This is a genomic window from Calothrix sp. CBUCES-K 9914 (assembly GCF_059640475.1).
Map to the genome: position 1 here is coordinate 1 of NZ_JBXXZH010000115.1, position 19,466 is coordinate 19,466.

16 protein-coding genes are annotated in these 19,466 nt (G+C 38.9%); 13 read left to right on the top strand and 3 right to left on the bottom strand.

The genetic code is table 11. The features are described from left to right. Positions 1-188: 188 nt before the first annotated feature. Entirely contained in the window at positions 189-1,526 is a 1,338-nt protein-coding gene (gene tftA / locus AC2JBO_RS23875) for a hormogonium tapered terminus morphoprotein TftA (protein WP_496956121.1), read from the top strand. On the opposite strand, the gene AC2JBO_RS23880 is transcribed toward tftA, so the two are convergent. After that, a complete protein-coding gene (locus AC2JBO_RS23880; RefSeq protein WP_496956122.1) occupies positions 1,489-1,659 on the bottom strand; it encodes a hypothetical protein in 171 nt (56 codons plus the stop codon). The genes tftA and AC2JBO_RS23880 overlap by 38 nt on opposite strands. Before the next feature lie 177 nt (positions 1,660-1,836). On the opposite strand from AC2JBO_RS23880, the gene sbcC reads away from it, so the two are divergent. Continuing rightward, entirely contained in the window at positions 1,837-4,863 is a 3,027-nt protein-coding gene (gene sbcC / locus AC2JBO_RS23885; RefSeq protein WP_496956123.1) for an exonuclease subunit SbcC, read from the top strand. Between the two features lie 456 nt (positions 4,864-5,319). Here the strand turns inward: sbcC and AC2JBO_RS23890 are convergent, their stop codons facing one another. Then, entirely contained in the window at positions 5,320-5,694 is a 375-nt protein-coding gene (locus AC2JBO_RS23890) for a recombinase family protein (RefSeq protein WP_496956124.1), read from the bottom strand. A gap of 681 nt (positions 5,695-6,375) precedes the next feature. On the opposite strand from AC2JBO_RS23890, the gene AC2JBO_RS23895 reads away from it, so the two are divergent. From AC2JBO_RS23895 to AC2JBO_RS23945, 11 genes are all read left to right on the top strand, one after another. Then, positions 6,376-8,664 (top strand): PAS domain-containing sensor histidine kinase, encoded by a 2,289-nt coding sequence (locus AC2JBO_RS23895; RefSeq protein ID WP_496956125.1) that lies wholly within the window; start codon positions 6,376-6,378, stop codon positions 8,662-8,664. A gap of 184 nt (positions 8,665-8,848) precedes the next feature. Next, entirely contained in the window at positions 8,849-9,565 is a 717-nt protein-coding gene (locus tag AC2JBO_RS23900; protein WP_496956126.1) for a hypothetical protein, read from the top strand. Beyond that, positions 9,562-10,548, top strand: coding sequence for an aromatic ring-hydroxylating dioxygenase subunit alpha (locus AC2JBO_RS23905; protein WP_496956127.1), 987 nt, complete (start codon positions 9,562-9,564; stop codon positions 10,546-10,548). Before AC2JBO_RS23900 ends, AC2JBO_RS23905 begins: the two co-directional genes overlap by 4 nt. 97 nt (positions 10,549-10,645) lie before the next feature. Further along, a complete protein-coding gene (locus AC2JBO_RS23910; RefSeq protein ID WP_496956128.1) occupies positions 10,646-11,545 on the top strand; it encodes a ferritin-like domain-containing protein in 900 nt (299 codons plus the stop codon). 96 nt (positions 11,546-11,641) lie between these two features. Continuing rightward, a complete protein-coding gene (locus AC2JBO_RS23915) occupies positions 11,642-12,805 on the top strand; it encodes a P-aminobenzoate N-oxygenase AurF (RefSeq protein ID WP_496956129.1) in 1,164 nt (387 codons plus the stop codon). 24 nt (positions 12,806-12,829) lie between these two features. Beyond that, on the top strand, positions 12,830-13,840 hold the full coding sequence (locus AC2JBO_RS23920; protein ID WP_496956130.1) for a Rieske 2Fe-2S domain-containing protein: 1,011 nt from the start codon (positions 12,830-12,832) through the stop codon (positions 13,838-13,840). 71 nt (positions 13,841-13,911) lie between these two features. Next, positions 13,912-14,229: a 2Fe-2S iron-sulfur cluster-binding protein gene (locus AC2JBO_RS23925; protein WP_496956131.1), complete on the top strand. Its 318-nt coding sequence runs from the start codon at positions 13,912-13,914 to the stop codon at positions 14,227-14,229. 2 nt (positions 14,230-14,231) lie between these two features. Next, complete coding sequence (locus AC2JBO_RS23930) at positions 14,232-15,254, top strand: aromatic ring-hydroxylating dioxygenase subunit alpha (protein WP_496956132.1); 1,023 nt, start codon at positions 14,232-14,234, stop codon at positions 15,252-15,254. Between the two features lie 61 nt (positions 15,255-15,315). Next, on the top strand, positions 15,316-16,041 hold the full coding sequence (locus tag AC2JBO_RS23935) for a sterol desaturase family protein (RefSeq protein ID WP_496956133.1): 726 nt from the start codon (positions 15,316-15,318) through the stop codon (positions 16,039-16,041). A gap of 10 nt (positions 16,042-16,051) precedes the next feature. Beyond that, positions 16,052-16,651 carry an acyltransferase gene (locus tag AC2JBO_RS23940; RefSeq protein WP_496956134.1) on the top strand — a complete coding sequence of 200 codons (600 nt, stop codon included), beginning with the start codon at positions 16,052-16,054 and terminating at the stop codon, positions 16,649-16,651. Between the two features lie 37 nt (positions 16,652-16,688). Continuing rightward, positions 16,689-18,170 carry a GH3 family acyl-acid amido synthetase gene (locus tag AC2JBO_RS23945; protein ID WP_496956135.1) on the top strand — a complete coding sequence of 494 codons (1,482 nt, stop codon included), beginning with the start codon at positions 16,689-16,691 and terminating at the stop codon, positions 18,168-18,170. 321 nt (positions 18,171-18,491) lie between these two features. Here AC2JBO_RS23945 and AC2JBO_RS23950 read toward each other — a convergent pair whose 3' ends face one another. Then, entirely contained in the window at positions 18,492-19,457 is a 966-nt protein-coding gene (locus AC2JBO_RS23950) for a PRC-barrel domain-containing protein (protein WP_496956136.1), read from the bottom strand. Between the last annotated feature and the right edge of the window lie 9 nt (positions 19,458-19,466).

Here is a 19,466-nt window from a genome sequence, read left to right on the forward strand (position 1 = left end):
GTAGGAAGGGGGTCAGGAGTCAGGAGGTAGGAAGGGGGTCAGGAGTCAGGAGGTAGGAAGGGAGTCAGGAGTCGGGAGGTAGGAGTTACGATTCTGAATTCTGAATTCTGAATTCTGAATTCTGAATTCTGAAATGATATAACTTAGTTCGCCTGACATAATGATTTTAGCAAAGGAAATACGGAGAAATGGGACGTATATTTATTTCAGCGGCACACGGAGGTAGAGAAAACGGCAGAATTGACCCAGGTACTATCGCTGGGGGGACAACGGAAGCGCGCGAGATGATTTTACTGCGGGATTTGATAGTTTCTGAGTTACGGGGGCGAAATTGGCAGGTTTTATCAGCTCCTGATGATTTAAGCGCACGTGCTACGATTAATTGGATTAATGCTCGTGCGGGTGCGCGCGATGTGGCGTTAGAAATTCAAACTGATGCGGCGCCTAATCCTTCGGTTCGTGGTGCAAGCGTTTTTTATATAGCGAATAATAATGAACGTAAAAGCAATGCTGAACTGTTATTGCTAGGATTAATTCAAGGTGTTTCCCAACTTCCAAATCGAGGCACTAAACCTGATACAAGCATTGGTACAGGTGGTCTAGCGTTTTGTCGTCAAACTTCAGTTGCTTCACTTGTAATGGCAGTGGGGTTTTTAACTAGTCCCGATGATAGAAGACTGTTACAAAGTCGGCGCCGTGATTTTGCTGTAGGTATTGCCGAAGGTTTAATATCTTGGGGTCGCGTTATTGACCCAAGTGCAACGCCAAGCGAACCAGAATATCCATCTATCAACATTAATATTAACGGTAAAAATTACCCAGCTAAAGGTATCTTAATCAGTGGTAGTGCTTTTATGCCTACTGATTTAGGTGATGAGTTACAAGTTGATTTATCTAAAGCCGACCTAAATCGAGTTAACTACCAACAAGTTACTTATGTCAAAGCTGTTGACCTGAAAGCTTTAGGTGTTTCCGTCGGTTGGGATAGCAGCACCCGCACTCTCAACTTAAAATCTTCACAAACATCTGGAGCTATCAATGAAATTATGGCGCCTGGAAAAACTTCAGAAGTACAATTACATATTTTTCTGCGAAATAAAAATGAATCAGGCTCAGTGCAGTTCCCTGATCTTCCTAAACTTTACATCGAAGAAGCTGGAATTGAAGGTGTAAATTATGACATCGCATTCTCTCAAATGTGTTTGGAAACTAACTATTTACGCTTTAGTGATGATATTAAGCCTCAACAAAATAACTTTGCTGGTTTAGGTACAGTTGGAGGTGGTTCGGAAACTGCTTCGTTTGAAAGCGCGCGTATTGGTGTTCGGGCACACATTCAACATCTTAAAGCTTACGGTAGTTCTGACCCGCTATCACAAGAAGTCGTTGACCCAAGATTTCGCTTTGTTACGCGCGGTGTTGCTCCAATTGTCGAACAATTATCGGGTCGCTGGTCTCCTGACAAAAACTACGGCGCCAAAATTCTTGCTATCGTCCAAGAGTTATATCAATCTGCGGGACTTTAATTAGTGCTGAGTGCTGAGTGCTGAGTGCTGAGTGATGAGTATGGTAGTGGTAAGTAAGTCGGCGCCAAGTGTGCTTAATAATTGCTGAATGATTATTTTTATCTGTCCAAAGTAATTTTTTTTGCACTGTCACAATAGTTTGTTTGGTTATTTGTAAAGCTTAAATTTCAAATAAATTGTAAACATTTGTAAAAATGAGGTATTAAAGACTAGAAACATGCGTTACAGATAGCTACACTAACAGAATATATGTATATTTGTTCTAATTCATTAAAAACACCAAAACCAAGATTCGGCGAACAGCGACTCGATGATTCCACTACAACTAACCATCAAAAATTTTCTGAGTTATCGTGATGCAACGCTGGATTTCCACGGGTTGCACACAGCATGTATTTGTGGCTCAAATGGCGCCGGGAAGTCTTCGCTATTAGAAGCTATAACCTGGGCAGTATGGGGTGAAAGTCGGGCTGCATCGGAAGATGATGTTATCCATACTGGCAGTAAAGATGTCCGGGTTGATTTCATCTTTGAGGCAAACCAACAAATTTATCGAGTCATTAGAACTCGTAGTCGAGGTGGAACAGGTGTTTTAGAGTTTCAAATTGAAACGCCATCCGGTTTTAAAGCTTTAACTGGGAAAGGAGTTAGGGTAACACAAGATTTAATACATTCCCACATCAAGCTCGATTACGATACTTTTATTAATTCGGCTTATCTTCGACAAGGACGTGCGGATGAGTTTATGCTCAAGCGTCCAGCTGAACGTAAAGAAATATTAGCGGAATTATTAAAACTTAATCAGTATGACGAACTCGAAGAACGAGCAAAAGAATTATCGCGTCAGTTGAAAGCTCGTTCTGAAGAGTTGGAGCGTGGACTTGAGACAATTAAAGGACATCTGTTAAATCGCGATACTATCACGCAACAGCGCGCGTCATTAGAAGCTGAACTCAACAAGCTTCAGCAGCAGCAGCAGTTTGAAACTGTTCAATTGCAAAGTTTACAAGTTATCGAACATCAGCGCAAATCTTGGGAGGAGCAACTTAGTTTCGTCCGTTCCTCGTTTGCTAATTTAACCCAGGACTTATCGCGTTTGGAAAAAGACCGTTTTCGTGTTGGCGCCGAATTATCGAAGTTAGACGAATTATTAAAACGAGAAAAGGATATTAAGGCTGGGTATCAATATTACCAAAATTTACAAGCGCAGGAAGAAACTTTTTCGACTAAGTTTCAAGAATTTACCCGTACACAGCAGCTACGTAATGCCAAACAGCAGCAGCTTAACAAGCAAATTCAGGCTTTAGAACGTCAGTTACAACAAGCACAGGCACAATTAGAAGCTTTGCTGCAACAAGAACGCGATATTCAACAAACGCTTAACAAATCGAGTGAAGTTGAAGCCGCATTAGAGAAATTACGTTTGGCACGGACTAATTTAACACATCTTGATGACTTACAAATGCGCGTTGCACCCGTATTACGGCAGCGTCAACAGTTACAAAGTCAACTCGATAAAGCACAAGCAAGTTTGGTCGCGCGTATTGAGCAGCTTGAAACTAATCAAAATCAATTACAGCGCGCGTCGAAACGGCAACCGCAAATTCAACAAGCTGTTTTGGCTGTTGCGACCCAGATAGAGGAACTTGAAAAAACACGAGTTTATTTGCAACGAGTTCAAGAAAAAGGTCAAGAACGGCGCCATTTTATGGAGCGTTTACAAGCGCAACAGCGAGAATATGAGCGACTTTTAGGGGAACTCGAACAAAAATTACATTTGTTGAAAACACCGAATGCAATTTGCCCTTTGTGCGAACGTCCCTTAGATGAACATCACTGGAACAGGGTTGTTAGTAAAACCGAAGTAGAATACAAAGACACTGAAGGACAATTATGGGTGTTTCGTGAGCAAATGGCTGTTTCTGACCGTGAAATTCAGGTTTTAAGGCAGGAATACCGCGATATATCGCAAAAACTCTCACAAAGCGATAATTTACGCGAGCAAAGAGGACAATTAGCAGCGCAATTAGAATCAAGTCACGATGCAGAAGCGCAACTTGATCAAATTGGTGCCGAAAAAGAAAAATTAGAACGCGCGTTACATCTCGGAGATTATGCTCCTGATAAACAAGAGGAATTGCGACATCTAGATGAATACCTGCAAGACCTTAACTACGACGAACAAGACCATGCTTTAGCGCGTAACGAAGTTGAAAGATGGCGTTGGGCTGAAATTAGACAAGGGCAAATCAAAGATGCAGCGAAGCGTCAAGCCCAACTCGATAAACGTAAACCAGAATTAGCGGCGCAAATAGCTGATTTAGAACAAAGGATTGAGTTAGAGGCGGTAGAATCTGAATGTGCTTTAGAAATTGCTGCTTCCGATAAATATCTCGTTGAAATTGGTTACGATACTACCGAGCATAATAATATTCGTACTGCCTTACGGACTGCCCAAGCTTGGCCTATACGTTACCAAGAGTTGCATAATGCTCAACAAGTACATCCTCAACTGCAAACGCGCTTAAACGATTTAAATGCAGCACTATCCGCGCGTACTGGCGAGCGTCAGCATCTCCATACGCAAATCGCAGCAATCAACCAGCAATTAGAGCAAACAGCTAACCCAAGCGCCCAAATTCAAGCTTTAGAATCACAACTAGCAATCAGGCGCCGTCAACTCGACGAACAGCTTGGACATTTAGGACGACTTCAACAGCAAGCACAGTACTTAGATACCTTACAAACTCAGTACGGGGATCAGCAGACACAACTTCAACAAATCCGCCATCAACATCGTGTCTATCAGGAATTAGCGCAAGCCTTCGGTAAAAATGGTATCCAAGCCCTAATGATTGAAAACGTATTACCGCAGCTTGAAGCCGAGACCAATCAACTACTTTCGCGTTTGAGCGCCAATCAATTGCACGTACAATTTGTTACACAAAAGTATGGACGCAACGGTAAAGCCACGAAGAAAAACGCCAAGTTAATAGATACATTGGATATTCTCATTGCTGATGCTAGGGGAACACGCGCGTATGAGACTTACTCAGGTGGAGAAGCATTTAGAATAAACTTTGCCATTCGACTCGCATTAGCAAAACTATTAGCACAACGTGCAGGCGCCGCGCTGCAAATGCTTATAATCGATGAAGGTTTTGGAACACAAGACGCAGAAGGATGCGACCGTTTAATTGCAGCAATAAATGCCATAGCTTCCGACTTCGCTTGTATCCTGACTGTAACGCACATGCCACATTTAAAAGAAGCTTTCCAAGCCCGCATCGAAGTTAATAAAACTCAACATGGCTCACACCTACGCCTACAAGTTTAATTTTTGCTCGTAGTAAGGACTTCAGTCCTTAACAAACCTGGCAAAGGATTATAAACGGATGTAACGGATGGTTAATTTGTAATATAGCGGTTCCTATACAAATGAAGTACACAATCACGGGCAGGGATGCCCGTTCCACAAGAGTTTTATTAACTTAATTTGTACCTTACTTGGTTGAAAAATGCTATAGGCACTGCCCACCATACAAATATAAGTTATATCCGTTGTATCCATTGCACTACAGCTAGTACAAATTGTTTGAATTTAAACACTTGTTAGAGATGTTACGTCCAATTTGTTTCAAAATCAATAAATTTGACTATTTTAGAAGGTTATAGGTTTAATGTGAATTTAAATTATTATATATAGATAAAGCGAAACAGAGCGAGAAAAATATTGGCATATCTCACACCCTGTTACACTTTCGCGCGTACCAAATTAATTTATATTAATCCATCAATTCTCTTGATTAAAATCATTAGAATAATCTATGATAGAATTAAATTCAGATATTCTTGGTGATTTTCCATAGAGTCTATCGAGAACTCGTTTAACAGAGATTCGTTTCCATAATTGACAGCGCTTAGTTCGATATCCTTGTTCGTTTAGCCAGTTGGCTATCTGTTGTAAAGATTTTCCAGATTTATGGTGACGACGAATTAACTCAATAACAGCTTGTTCGTGCGGTTCTTCAACGAGTTCACCATTTACCGAGGTGAGACCAAAAGGTGGCGAACCATAACCAGCATATCCTCCGCGCGCTGCTTTGAGTTTTCGACCTTGTTCTAGCCTCTCCCAGATACTTCCTTTTTGGGAGTTATCTGTTGTCATGATTTGTGGGGGTGATGTATAAATATCGTTGTTATTTTAACTTATATCAGTCAGTATGTACACGCATTGTTATTTGCTTCATTGCATAATACGCATCTACCTATAGGACTGGCTATATGAATAAAATTGATTTAATTTATATTACATTTTGCATAATTATTAGTTCCGGCAATCCTACATTGTTACATCTGTCTGCTGTATACAATCAATAATGATCTATAAATGAATTTGGCGCCCTTTATCTAGATAAAATCGATAATTATAGTTTTGAATTTAGTTTTAAATGTATATTTTGGTTTTAAAAGTCGTTTATATGTGTAAGAAAAGTTATAACTATTAATATAAGCGCATCGAAATTTGTCGCGCTCAACGGGTGCTAGCAAAATTATCAGTATTTATACGATACTTTGAGGCGCGAATATGTATATGTAATTTTCAGCATTAATACAGTTGATTAGAAGATAGAGCTACTCTGTCTACCACCAAGCGCGAATAAACACAAATCAACTTAACATCACTTTACAGCGTTAGCTATTTGTTCAGCTACAAACGCAAATAATTAATTCCAGACATCATCAATAGATGTCTGGTTTATCATCTCTAAATCGTAACAAGTGTTTCAATACACATTCTTTATAAATATTCATGTTTTAACTAAATTAGTTTTAACAGGTACAGTTTATGTTGATTCGGTTAATAATAGACACAGCATCTAAAAACATTTTTGATTTGAGTAGTGGGATTATTTGTCCTCTTGATTTTGTACTATTAAGTGCATTCGCTCTGATGTACGCAATGATAGTAACGCTGTTATGGTTACAAGCAAAGCAAAATTCGGTTAATCAACAAAGCGAAATTAATTATGATGGCGCCAAGCCGTGCGCGGAGTTAGATGTTTCTGAAACGCTGCATCAAAGCTCAGAAAGATTTCGAGTCATCTTTCAAGAAGCAGCGGTAGGAATTTCTCATACCGACCTCAATGGTCGTCTTTTGCGGATGAACCAAAAGTTTTGTGAGATAGTCGGGTATTCAGAGGATGAGTTGTTATCGATGCGGTTCCAAGACATAACATATCTGGATGACTTATTAAACGAATTACCATTACAAAAAAAATTGCTGACAACAGAGCAAAGCAGCTATTGTATGTCCAAGCGTTATATTCGTTGTGATGGAACGCTTATTTGGGTAAAGTTAACAGTCAGCGTTATTCGTAACTCACAAGGTGAAGCAATTGAGCTTGTGAAAGTTATTGAAGATATTAGCGAGCTTAAGCGTGTAGAAGAGGAACTTAAGCAACAGCAGCTATTTAATGAGAAAATTGCTCAAACGAATCCAAACTCTCTATACATATTCGATTTACTTGACCAACGGACAGTTTATACTAACCGACATACTGCTGAAACACTTGGTTATTCCCTAAGAGAAATTGAAGCGATGGGAGATAAGTGTTTACACTTATTACTCCACCCTGAAGATTATGATGTGATGATGCGACATCTTAGTTCTATCAAGTCAAAGAACGAAAATGGTATTTTTGAACTGGAATATCGGCTCAAAGATGCTCAAAATAAATGGCATTGGTTCCGGAGTCGCGACACTATATTTACATATACTGAAGACAATCAACCGAAACAAATATTAGGAGTTGCGGAAGAAATTACTTATCGTAAGCAAGCCGAGCTTGCATTGAGGCAAAGCGAGGAGCGTTATCGTTCGTTGATTGCTGCAACTTCTCAGATAGTTTGTATAACTGATGCGGAGGGTAATTTAACTCATACTTTAGCAGGCGCCGGTTATCGAATCAAGGATGTTGAAGAATTACAGCGAGTTGGTTTTCTGCAAGCTGTTCATCCAGAAGACCGTTTGCGCGTTCAACAAGCTTGGGAAGAAGCAAAGCATAATCTAAGCTTTTATGAAGTTGAGCATCGACTTATGGATGCTTATGGAAACTATCGGTATATGCAAACGCACGCGGTTCCAGTGCTATTAGAAGATGGTACTGTACGCGAGTGGATATCAACAATTACAGATATTTCCGCGCGTAAACAAGCAGAGGCAGAATTGCGCGCGTCCGAACACCGTTACTGTTGTGCGGCAAAAAAAGCGCAAAACCAAGCTCGATGGCTCAAAATTGCGTTAAAAAAACTCTCTGATACCCAAGCACAATTAATTCACAACGAAAAAATGTCTTCCTTGGGTCAACTTGTTGCGGGAGTTGCCCATGAAATTAATAACCCCGTTAACTTTATCTACGGTAACATCAATCCTATCGACGAATATACTCAAGACTTGCTCAACTTGGTTTCACTATACAGCCAACACTATCCTGAACCTGTACCTGCAATTGGTGCCGCAATTAAAGCTATTGACCTTGATTTCATCAATGAAGATTTACCAAAAATTTTATCATCGATCAAAATAGGCGCCGAACGCATTCGGCAAATAGTTCTATCACTGCGGAACTTCTCGCGACTCGATGAAGCTGAGAAGAAAGCAGTAGATATCCACGAAGGTATTGATAGTGCGCTGCTAATTTTGCAAAACCGTCTCAAGAGCAAATTGGACAGTCCAGCAATTCAAATTGTGAAGAAATATGAAGTTATGGAAAAAATTGAATGCTATGCTGGGCAACTTAATCAAGTCTTTATGAATATTATTAGCAATGCTATTGACGCAATTCACGATTTAGCGTATAAGCAAACAAATTCAGATTACCAAGGGAAAATCATTATCACTACATTAAATCAAGACGAACACGTTGCAATTCAGATTATAGACAATGGTTGTGGCATGAGTGAAGAAACCAGGCGCCGGATTTATGACCCATTTTTCACCACAAAACCCGTTGGTTCAGGAACAGGGTTGGGAATGGCCGTTAGCTACAAAGTCATAGAAAAGCACGCTGGCAAGCTCGAATGTTCTTCTATCCTTGGACAAGGAACAAAATTTACCATCATTTTACCAAAGTAGGGTGCGTGACGCTACCAACAAACGTAAAACGAAGCAATAATCCAGTAGCGTCACGCACCGCACCCTTGATTGTAGCCAGATCAATTACTGCCACATACGTTAATATACTGCTTTCAAGAACAAATTACAGTAGTTAATATAGAGCAGCAGAATTATTTTTATTTGCTATCTACCATTATCTACTATGAAAAGCCGGGTATTAAAAACAGAATATTTATCAAGTGCGGAAAAAGATGCCATGTATTTGTTGCTTGGTAATCATTTTGAGGGAGTTAGACGAGACGTTTTTGATTCGGACTTGAGCAAAAAAAACTGGGTTATTCTTCTTGAAGACGAAACGCGCGAACTGAAAGGGTTTTCCACACTATTAATATATAGTACGCAGTTTGAAGGCGAGAATATTAATGTAGTTTTCTCTGGTGATACGATTATAGACCCCAGTGCTTGGTCTAGTTCTACATTGTCTCGAACTTGGATAACTTCTGTTCAGAAATTAGGGCGTGAGTATCCTGTCGGTAAGTTATATTGGCTGCTTATTTCCGGTGGTTTCCGAACTTATCGATTTTTACCCATATTTTGGCAAGAGTTCTATCCACGCTATGATAAAGCAACACCAAAAGATATCTCTGACTTGATGCACTTTTTAGGGTATCAGCGTTTTGGGGAGTGTTATAAACACAAAGCGGGAATAGTTCGGTTTCAGCATCCTTACGTTCTCCGCGATAAGTTAAAAGAAATTCCTGTAGAACGTTTACAAGACCCACACATCGAATTCTTTGCCAAGCAAAATCCTGGCTATATTCAAGGTGATGAGCTAGTTTGTTTAACTGAAATTAGCGAAGATAACCTGACAAGAGCTGGTAAACGTGTTTGGTTTTCAGATTTAGTTATAAGTCGATGAAAATCTTTAATAATACAGAGTGTTTTATTGAAGGATGGTACTGGGCAATACCTTCACGTCATCTCAAAATAGGTCAAGTTAAACCTATAACTCTTATGGGTCGGGACTTAGCAATATTTCGAGGTGACAATAGCCAAGTTATTGCTGTTGATGCTTATTGCCCGCATATGGGCGCCCATTTAGCAGAGGGAAAAGTTGAAGGTAACGCACTGCGCTGTTTTTTCCACAACTGGAAGTTTGATAAAGACGGGACATGTATTGAAGTACCTTGTATCGGTGAAGCGTTACCAGTCAAAATAAATACCTGGAAAACAGCAGAAAAATACGGCATGATTTGGGTATGGACTGGAAAAACGGCGCCGAGTCCTCTACCTTATGTTCCTGAGTTAGAATATGAAGAATGCGATAGTGCTTTAGCAAAAAGATTTATCAAAAACTGTCACCCAAATGTGGTGATGGTGAATGCTATCGATGCTCACCATTTCAACACAGTTCATAACTTCCCTGTAAAAATAGTCTTTGAGAGAAAAGAACTTGACCACGCTATTACTTTTAATAACACCACACGAGGAGGAGAAGATTCTCTATTTCTCAAACTAATTCGTCCCTTTTACAAAGATGCTGTTACATATAATATGTGTTACTGGTATGGAAGTACAGGTGTAGTTACCGTTGGTCCCGATTTCCTCCACTTTCATATCATGTTTACCCTACGACTATTAGAAGGAGGAAAAACTGAAGGACAAACGATTCTAATTACCAAAAAGCGCGCGGGTTTATTTGGTTGGTTCTTTAATCAAATAATATTAACTTTAACTAATGCTGTAGGTAATTACTTTGCTAAAGGTGACACCAAGATATTTCAAACGATTAAGTTTGATTTAAAAACACCAACCAAAGCAGATAACTCTATCATCCAATTTATCCACCACGCAGAAACACAAAAACCGCGCGCGTTCCGTACTTGGCAAGAACTATATTAACGTCTTTCCTTCGCGTCCTTTGCGCCTTTGCGGTTATTTTTTACGAACCGCAAAGTACGCAAAGAGCGCAAAGAGAAGAAAGTATTTATCTATCATTATGAATTACAGAACTGCTGGTTTTGATATACCTCATACTTCTAAAGAGGACAAGCTGCGTCGAATCTTAGATTCAGCGCTGCAAAGTAAAATTGGGAAAATAAAACCTTCTATTACAGACAATTTAATTTATTGGGGTGCAGAACATTTTGATTTAGATAAAGTTGATATTTTCACTGCTAGCACTCTGGAAGAGCAATATCAAATTTTACATCTTTGTAACCAAACACTGCTAGAAGAAGCTTACTTTATTGAAAAAGCTGGTATTGGTTACATGTCGAAAATGGTCATGCTCGCAGAAAGCACTGAAGAACGAATGCTTTATGCGTTATTTAGCGCAGATGAAGTAACCCACCTCGCGCTTATAAGTTCTTTTCTACCAAACCCTGAACTAGTTAGTACTAATAACCCTTTTTTGCATCTACTTGCTGATGTTGCAGAAACTTGCGACAAAGCTGTATTAATATTTGTACTACAGGTAATACTCGAAGGATGGGGGTTAACGCATTACCGAAACTTGGCAAAAAACTGTATCAGTACAGAGTTTAAAGCAGTATTACAAAGCTTTTTAGAAGACGAGAGTCGTCACCATGCGACAGGTGTTAGGTTATGCGAACAAGTTTCAATAGAACATCAAAGTCGTAAAACCATTATTGAAATACTCGCATCTTTCCTGCAAATGGTACAAGTTGGACCACAGGGAGTTGTGAAAGCAGTCGAACAAGTACTAGGCAGTTTATCACGTCAGCAAAAAATCACCGTATTTCAACAATTAGGCGCCGAATATCATAGTAGCAGTCGTTTGAACTTGTTACGCGGCTTAATGACAAACCCACAAACACACTTAATAGTTCAGGAACTAGACGCGCGTACCTCTTTCACACCCCTCCCCCCAGTGTAGGTTAGGCGTCTCGCCTGACCGAACACAGTTAAAAAACGCACAGTCTCGCCTGACCGAACACAGTTAAACAACACACAACGCACAGGCGGGACGCCTATGCTACAAGAGATTATGAATACAATTACAGAAAATCAAAAAGTTAAAGTTAGACTAGAAATAAACCATAAACGTAACAAACAGCAAGACCACACTGCACTACTCGATGCTGTATCTGCTGATTTTCGTTACGAAGACTGTAAAAACGAATACTGGAATCCCGAAGAATATTCTTTAATGTATGGCACTCCCTTATGGGAACAAGCGACTCCTAGTCAACGCATTATTTTAAATCAACTTTACTGGGTAGCATATTACTCGCAAATTATCTCCGCAGAAATTGCTACTATATATTTTAACCAAACGAGTGCAGCCGGACTTTATGCCCAAGAAGATTTTCGCATAGTTTGTGACACCCTTGATTTAGAATCGAGCCAAGAACGCGCGCACATCAACGCTTTCAAAACGGTAGCGAAGGAAGTTGAAACAGCACTATTTGGCAAACGTATATTTAGCTATCCCATGCGGAGTCCGTTTACGGAAACGATGGTTTTTGCCGACACAAACTACTTCAAGCGCAAATGGAACTCACTGCAATTAAAAGCTTTCGGGTTACTTTCGGCAGATAATACCTTTTTAGCTTGTCAGTATTTTACAGTGCGGGGAGTGAGAACACTCAACGGCAAACTCGTACAGCACAAGTTAAGTAACTATTACCAAAAACATCCCCACCAAGAACAGGCGCCTATACCAGCCAAGATATCTTACTATCACTTCATGGACGAGAGTTTCCACTTCAACAGTTCGACAATTATCTCCCATGACGTGATTCATTGTCTCAAACCACCAACTCAATTTGAAAAATTAGTAGCTAACCTAGGTTTACAAGGTTGTCAAAAAGACCATTATCACTTTTCTGTAGCTATCAACGGCATCTTTTGGTATGACCCCGCTTTATATAAGGCAGTATACCAGATGTTATGTTCACCAGTCTTTAATATGAGCGGCGCCGAAGCAAAAGAAATGATGGAGCGCTGTTTTACTGAAGAAAGTGAAGGACTACATCGTAGCTATAAAACACATACAGAAGCGATGGAGTCTTATAAAGTGTATCTGGAAAAGCTTGATTATGTATGGAAGAGTAACAGAGAAATGACGTTGATGGCATCTAATAACATTTCTAAATATTTAGCACATCAAAAACAAAAAATCAAACAGTTTTAGATCAAACCAAGATTAAACAAAAAAATGAAAATCTTCAATAACTCAAACATAGTAGCCAAAGGATGGTATATAGCTTGTCCAAGTAAAGATATACCTCAAGGCATTGCAAAATCTTTAACTTTATGCGGACAAAAAATCGTCATTTTTCGCACACAAAACGGAGAAGTGCGCGCGCTTGATGCATATTGTCCACATTTAGGAACCGACCTAGGAATAGGAAAAGTGAATGGTAACTTCATTCGCTGTTTTTTCCATCATTGGGCATTTGATGGTGAAGGAAACTGTCGAGATATACCTTGTCAAAAAGAAATTCCTTCTAAAGCTAAATTACAAGCTTACAGTACAGATGAAAAATACGGCTTTATTTGGGTTTATCCTGATAGTCAGGTGCTTGAAGGAGTGGTAGAATTTGACGAGCTCAAAGGTAAAGCATTAATGACAATGTTTGATAAACCCTTTGAACGTCGTTGCCATCACCACATTTGTATGATGAACGGTATTGATGCTCAACATTTACAAACAGTACATAAATTAAACATCGATATGAAATTATCTTTACAAGCAAATGCTTCAGGTGACATTATTGATTTTACCCTCAGCGGTGAATTTCCCAATACAACTTCTAGAGAAAAACTCGCGCGGCAAATTTTAGGAAACTATTACGAATATACAATGAGATACGCACATGGATGTATTGGTCTTTTAACAATTATGAAGAAAGTCAAATTTGTGGCGCCATTACACATGATTTATGCTTACACCCCTATAGAAAAAGGAACGCGCGTTCAACCTATATATATAGCAGAAAAAAGGAAAGGTATATTTGGGTGGTTAAAAACAAAAATATTACTTTTACTAACAAAAGCTGCGTATTACTTCCTTAGAGACGAAGATGGAATGATTTACGACAATATAAATTATAACCCTAATGCCCTTTTAAATATAGATGAACCTTTACTAAAATATATGCAGTATGTAAATGAGCTTCAGCCCTCAATTTGGTCTAAAAAAACCTCATCAAAGGCGCCTGTTTAAGGATAATTTCTCTGTGTACTCTGTATCTCTGTAGTAACAATAAAAAGTTTTAAATACAAAGGCGGGCAGGGATGCCCGCTCCACAAGAGAAATATATAACAATGGATACAAATATTTGTAAAATCACCTTTGAACAAAAATATCCTGAGATACATCTCAATAAATACGAGAATCTCTCCGAACACCTGACAGTGCAAAATTCCCCCGTATTATTTGGTTGTCGAACAGGAATTTGCGGAACCTGCCTTGTATCTATAAAGGGAGATATTCCTCCTCCAAGTGAAGAAGAAAAAGAAATCTTAGAAATCTTCGCACCCGGAAATAATCAAGCAAGATTAGCTTGTCAAATACAAATTACAAATGATATTGAAATATCTCTTTTAATATAAATATGAAATTTGAAGATTTTTGGTATATAGTTTGCGAAAGCAAGCAACTGGGAACTAACACCGTTCTTTCTCGTACAATATTGAATGAGTGGTTAGTAATATTCCGTGACCCAGATGGAGAACCTGTAGCATTACGCGATAAATGTATGCACAGAAACAGTCGTTTATCCAAAGGTAAAGTACATCAAGGACAAATACACTGTCCTTACCACGGTTGGGTTTATGACAAAAACGGCAGAGTTGTAGCTATCCCCTCAGAAGGAAATAACCCGCGCGTTTGTAATGCACGTCAAACACTCACATACAGCACCACAGAACAAGACGGTTTTGTGTATGTAAAGTTATCACACAACGCATCCGAAGATTTTAAACCTTTTTCGATGCCAAATTACCAAAAACCAGGATGGGAAACAGTACGTGTAATAAACCGTTTTCAAAACAATGTAACTAACTGCGCTGAAAATTTTATTGATATCCCCCATACAGTTAGTGTTCATCCTGGGGTGTTTCGTACACCTCGCTTTTCAAAGCTAGAAATGTTGGTGGAAAGAAAAAACGGTTCTGTTATTGCCCAATATCGGAATGAAACAAATAACCTTGGATGGTTCGCGCGCTTTCTTAACCGCAAAGCATCACAAATTCATCATATAGATACATTCCACATGCCCAATATTACCAGCGTTGAATACGATATGGGCAAACACCGGAAACTTTTTATAACAAGTCAGTCGGTTCCAGAAAGTGAAAACTCAACGTTAGTATATACAGATGTCACATATAACTATGGTATTTGGAATAAAATCGCGCGTCCTTTTGTTCGTTGGACTGCTCAATATATTATCCATCAGGATGTCGAAGCTTTAAAAATCCAATCAGAAGTCATTCAAAAATACGGCGCCCAATTTACCAATACTCCCGCAGATACTATTCATGTATTTGTTGAGTCCATCCGTAATACTATCACTGCTGGAGAAGACCCTCGTAAACTACCTGATAAATCAGTAAACGTAGAATTTTGGGTATGAAAAAACTTTTCTTCTCTTCTTTGTGTCCTTTGTGCCTTTGTGGTTTTATATATATAAGTCTATGCTAGTATTTTTTGCTTTTATAACATTATTATCTCTAACCTTTGCTAATCAAAATATTATTACCAGGATTATTAGCAAAAATCGTCAAGATTGGCTTTTAGATGTTATAGGGTTGTTTTTCCAAGGAATTATCATCCCTATATTACAAATCACGATTGTTTTTCAACTTTATCATTACTTATTCCCCAGCTTAAAATCTACACTTGCTTTACATCCTTTAATTTCATTCTGTCTTAGCTTTATTTGTGTAGACTACCTGTACTACTGGAATCATCGTTTATTCCACACACCTTGGTTATGGTCAGTGCATAAAGTACATCACACTGTTACAACGATGGATGTAGTAGGAACTTCGCGCAATACTTTGTGGACAAGCTTTTTAATTTTATATTTATGGGTGTACTCTTTATTTATTTATTTACTGCAAGATCCAACTTGGTATATATTCGGCGCCAGTTTAACTTCAGCTTTAGACTTATGGCGCCATAGTATATTTTCACCACAAGAAAATTCTATAATTTACCGTTTACTTTCACCTTGGTTAATTTTACCACAAGACCACGCATGGCATCACGCACGTAATTACAATGGTGGCAACTACGGAGCAAATTTCAAAATATGGGATAAAATACACGGTACTTATTGCCATCATGAAAAGGCGCCGGAAATTTTGGGTATTGTATCAAATCTTAACTTAACGCAAAAACTATTTTTACCTTTTTAATTATCTTTATATGACTTTTCTAAGTACAGTGCTTTCTTTTTTCCCAGTTCTAGTCATGCTAATGATATTGAGTTCATTTCTAGGAATTTGCTATCAAACCGGAATTATTAGCGTAGTAACTCTAATCTTTTCAATTTATATCTTTCCTTTACTAATTTATAGAATACACAATTACTTTTTACCGATAAAAGAAGAGATAAGTTATCTTTGTGGAAAAGATTATTCGCCTTGGTGGGGAAGTCATCAAATACAATCTATTTATATTACATTTCCTGTATTTGAAGCAATATTACGCTTAATACCAGGAGTGTTTTCTCTATGGTTAAGATTATGGGGTTCATCAGTTGGCAAAAAAGTTTATTGGACACCAAAATTAGAAATAGCTGATAGAGGCTTACTAGAAATAGGTGATAATGTCGTTTTTGGTCATGGAGTTGGAATTTATTCCCATATAATCAAACCTAAAAAGCAAGATTTATTATTATATGTCAAGAAAGTAAAAATTGGTAGTAATGTGTTTATAAGCGCTGGCAATAACATTGCACCAGGAGTAGTTATTAACGATAATAGCTACATACCTATGCCTGCAACATTTCCAGTAGTAAAATAATGTGGAACAAGCATCCTGCCTGTTAAATCTTTAACTTATGCATATATTTATACAATTGTTTGGTCAACTCTGTGCCCCTGCTGCAAATAGATTTTACCGTGCGCTGAAAAACCCCGAACTTGCTCAAAAAAATCTCCAAAAAGAGCTTTTCCAACGTTTTACTCAAAGTGAATATGGAAAATCATTAAATATTACACACTGGCGCCAAATACCTATTGTTGAGTACCAAGATATCGAAAGCTGGATAAATAAACTTACTCCTGAACCAATTATTTTTTACGAAAAAACATCAGGAAGTCGCAGTGCGGCAAAATTGATACCTTACACAAAATCTTTGCGTCATTCGTTCAACCATATGTTCTGTGTATGTGTACATGATTTGATTGTTAATGGACCCAAATTCTCAACTGGCAAAATTTATTTTTGCATATCACCACAGTTAACTAAACCAACAGACGTTACAACTTTACAAGATGACTCAGAATATCTTGATGGTTGGTTACGCACTATTCTCAGTCCTTTTTTAGTATCGCCACCTGGAATACAGCGTATACAAAACCCCTTAGAATTTAAACACAAGCTTTCTCAAGCGCTATTACTTGCCCAAAACCTGGAAATTATCTCGATATGGAGTCCTAGTTTTCTCAAAGTTATTCTCGATTATATAAACTCTCATCATATACAGCTAGCATCTGAGTTAAAGAATAAAATATCAGCCGAACGCTACAATTTACTATTAATGGCGCCTGAATATCATAAACTCTGGCGCCAGCTAAAACTAATTTCGTGTTGGGATAGTGCGAACGCTGCAGATGGCGCCCAAATGTTACGAAAACTTTTCCCAGGTGTATTAGTACAGGGTAAAGGACTTTTGGCAACTGAGGCGCCAATGACTATTCCCCTTATACCAGCAAATGGATGTGTACCAATGTTGGATGAGGTATTTTTTGAGTTTGAAGACGAAAAAGGTAATATACACCTTCTGCACGAACTCCAAAAAGGAGAAATATATGAAATTATTATTTCTCAGAAAGGTGGGTTATGCCGTTACCGTATTAAAGACCGAGTTCGTGTTACCCACTTCTACCACGCGACACCCTGTCTTGAGTTTATAGGACGCACACAGGAAATAAGTGATTTAGTTGGGGAAAAGCTACACTCCGAGTTCGTCCGTCAAGTACTTGATAATTTACCCCTAGCTAAAACCAGCTTTAAAAGTTTCATACCTACACACTTTCCAACAGCTAGGTATATCCTTTTACTCGATACAACAAATACAGATACGTCGGAACTTGCTGAAAAATTAGATATATTGTTGCAACAGTCTCCCCAGTATCACCATGCCAGACTTTTAGGACAACTGTCGCCACCGCAAATTATAGTAAACCCTCGTGCCGCAGAAATTCTGAGCTTGCACAAAATACGCTCTGGGAAAAAATGGGGTGACTTAAAACACGATATTCTGGGTACGGCGCCTATTGATAGAGAATTATTAAGCGAACTAAGTAATGTTTTTTGAAATACTTTACAGAAAACATACTTAAATTGCATTAATTTTAGAATATAGCGGATTCTATTTTCATGCGGTACATGTAGAGACGCGATTAATCGCGTCTCTACAGCGTTTCGGGTATTATGCTCATACCTTATAAAACTGAGATTTGCTATACTAAACTCAAGTCACTTATACGTACAAAAATACTGATAAATAAGCCAATGGCACCTAAGAATCAGTATGCCATAGGAAATTTAAATTATCTTGTGGAATGTTAGTCCTCTAGCGTCCAAAAAAATCCCAAAAAATTAAAGAACAGGCTTTCTATGCCTGTTCTACAAGAGGTTATTCTTCGTATTCGGGTTGTTTTTGCTTGACTTTTTCGGGAATATTTAGAGGGGTTGGCGCCTCGTCGTCCCAAGCGTCGCGTTCTAAGTCTTCGTCTATGTAGTCGTTAACTGGTTTTGGAGGTTCTAACTTTGCTGATTTTTCGTATTTATCTCTACCTGTAGCTTCACTCCAGTTGTCGTCTTCGTCGTCTTCATCATAGCGGGGTGCTGGTTCATACGACGCGCGCGCTTCCATGACTTTACGTTTTGGTGATGGCGCCGGTTCGTAGTCGTCTTCGTCCCAAGCTGGTTCTTCAACTCGTTCGGGAACGCGAACTTTTGCTATTGGCTGTTCGAGTGGTACACCGCTGGGAAGTTGGTTTCCGGGAGCAACTACACGAGGTTGAGCGTAGTATTCATCTTCACCGCTTCGATCCCAAGGCGCCCGACCAATACCCAAACGTTCGAGTAAACCTACAGATAATTGTGTGAGACGTTCTTCGGCGCCTTCAAATACAATTAAACGGTTAGGACCTGTGCTGACAATTTCATCTATCGACAATTCATAAGTACTAAGTACTTGTTCAGGAAGTTGGGGTAGTCCAACTGCTGCAATAACTATTGTTAAAAGCTTGCCGTTTGCGGTGTCAAATTTAAAGCCACGTACTCGACCTAAAGCTTCACCAGTTTCGGTGATAACTTCCCAATTTACTAGGTTGCTAAAAGCATCGACATCAATATCTTCGATAGCATCTTCGTTGTCTACTAAGATGACGTCAGCGATTTTTCTGACGGTATCTAAGTACATGTAGCGTGGCACACCGGAAACGGAAATCAGGCTGTCTCGTAGGCTAAATGCCACAACCTCACGTTGGTCAACGTCTACCCATACCTGACTAATAATACCGAGTCGCCTAGCGTCGCCAGTGACTACCTGTGTGTTTAAAATATCCGAGCGTCTAATAGTTTGTTCTGAGGTCATTCTAATACC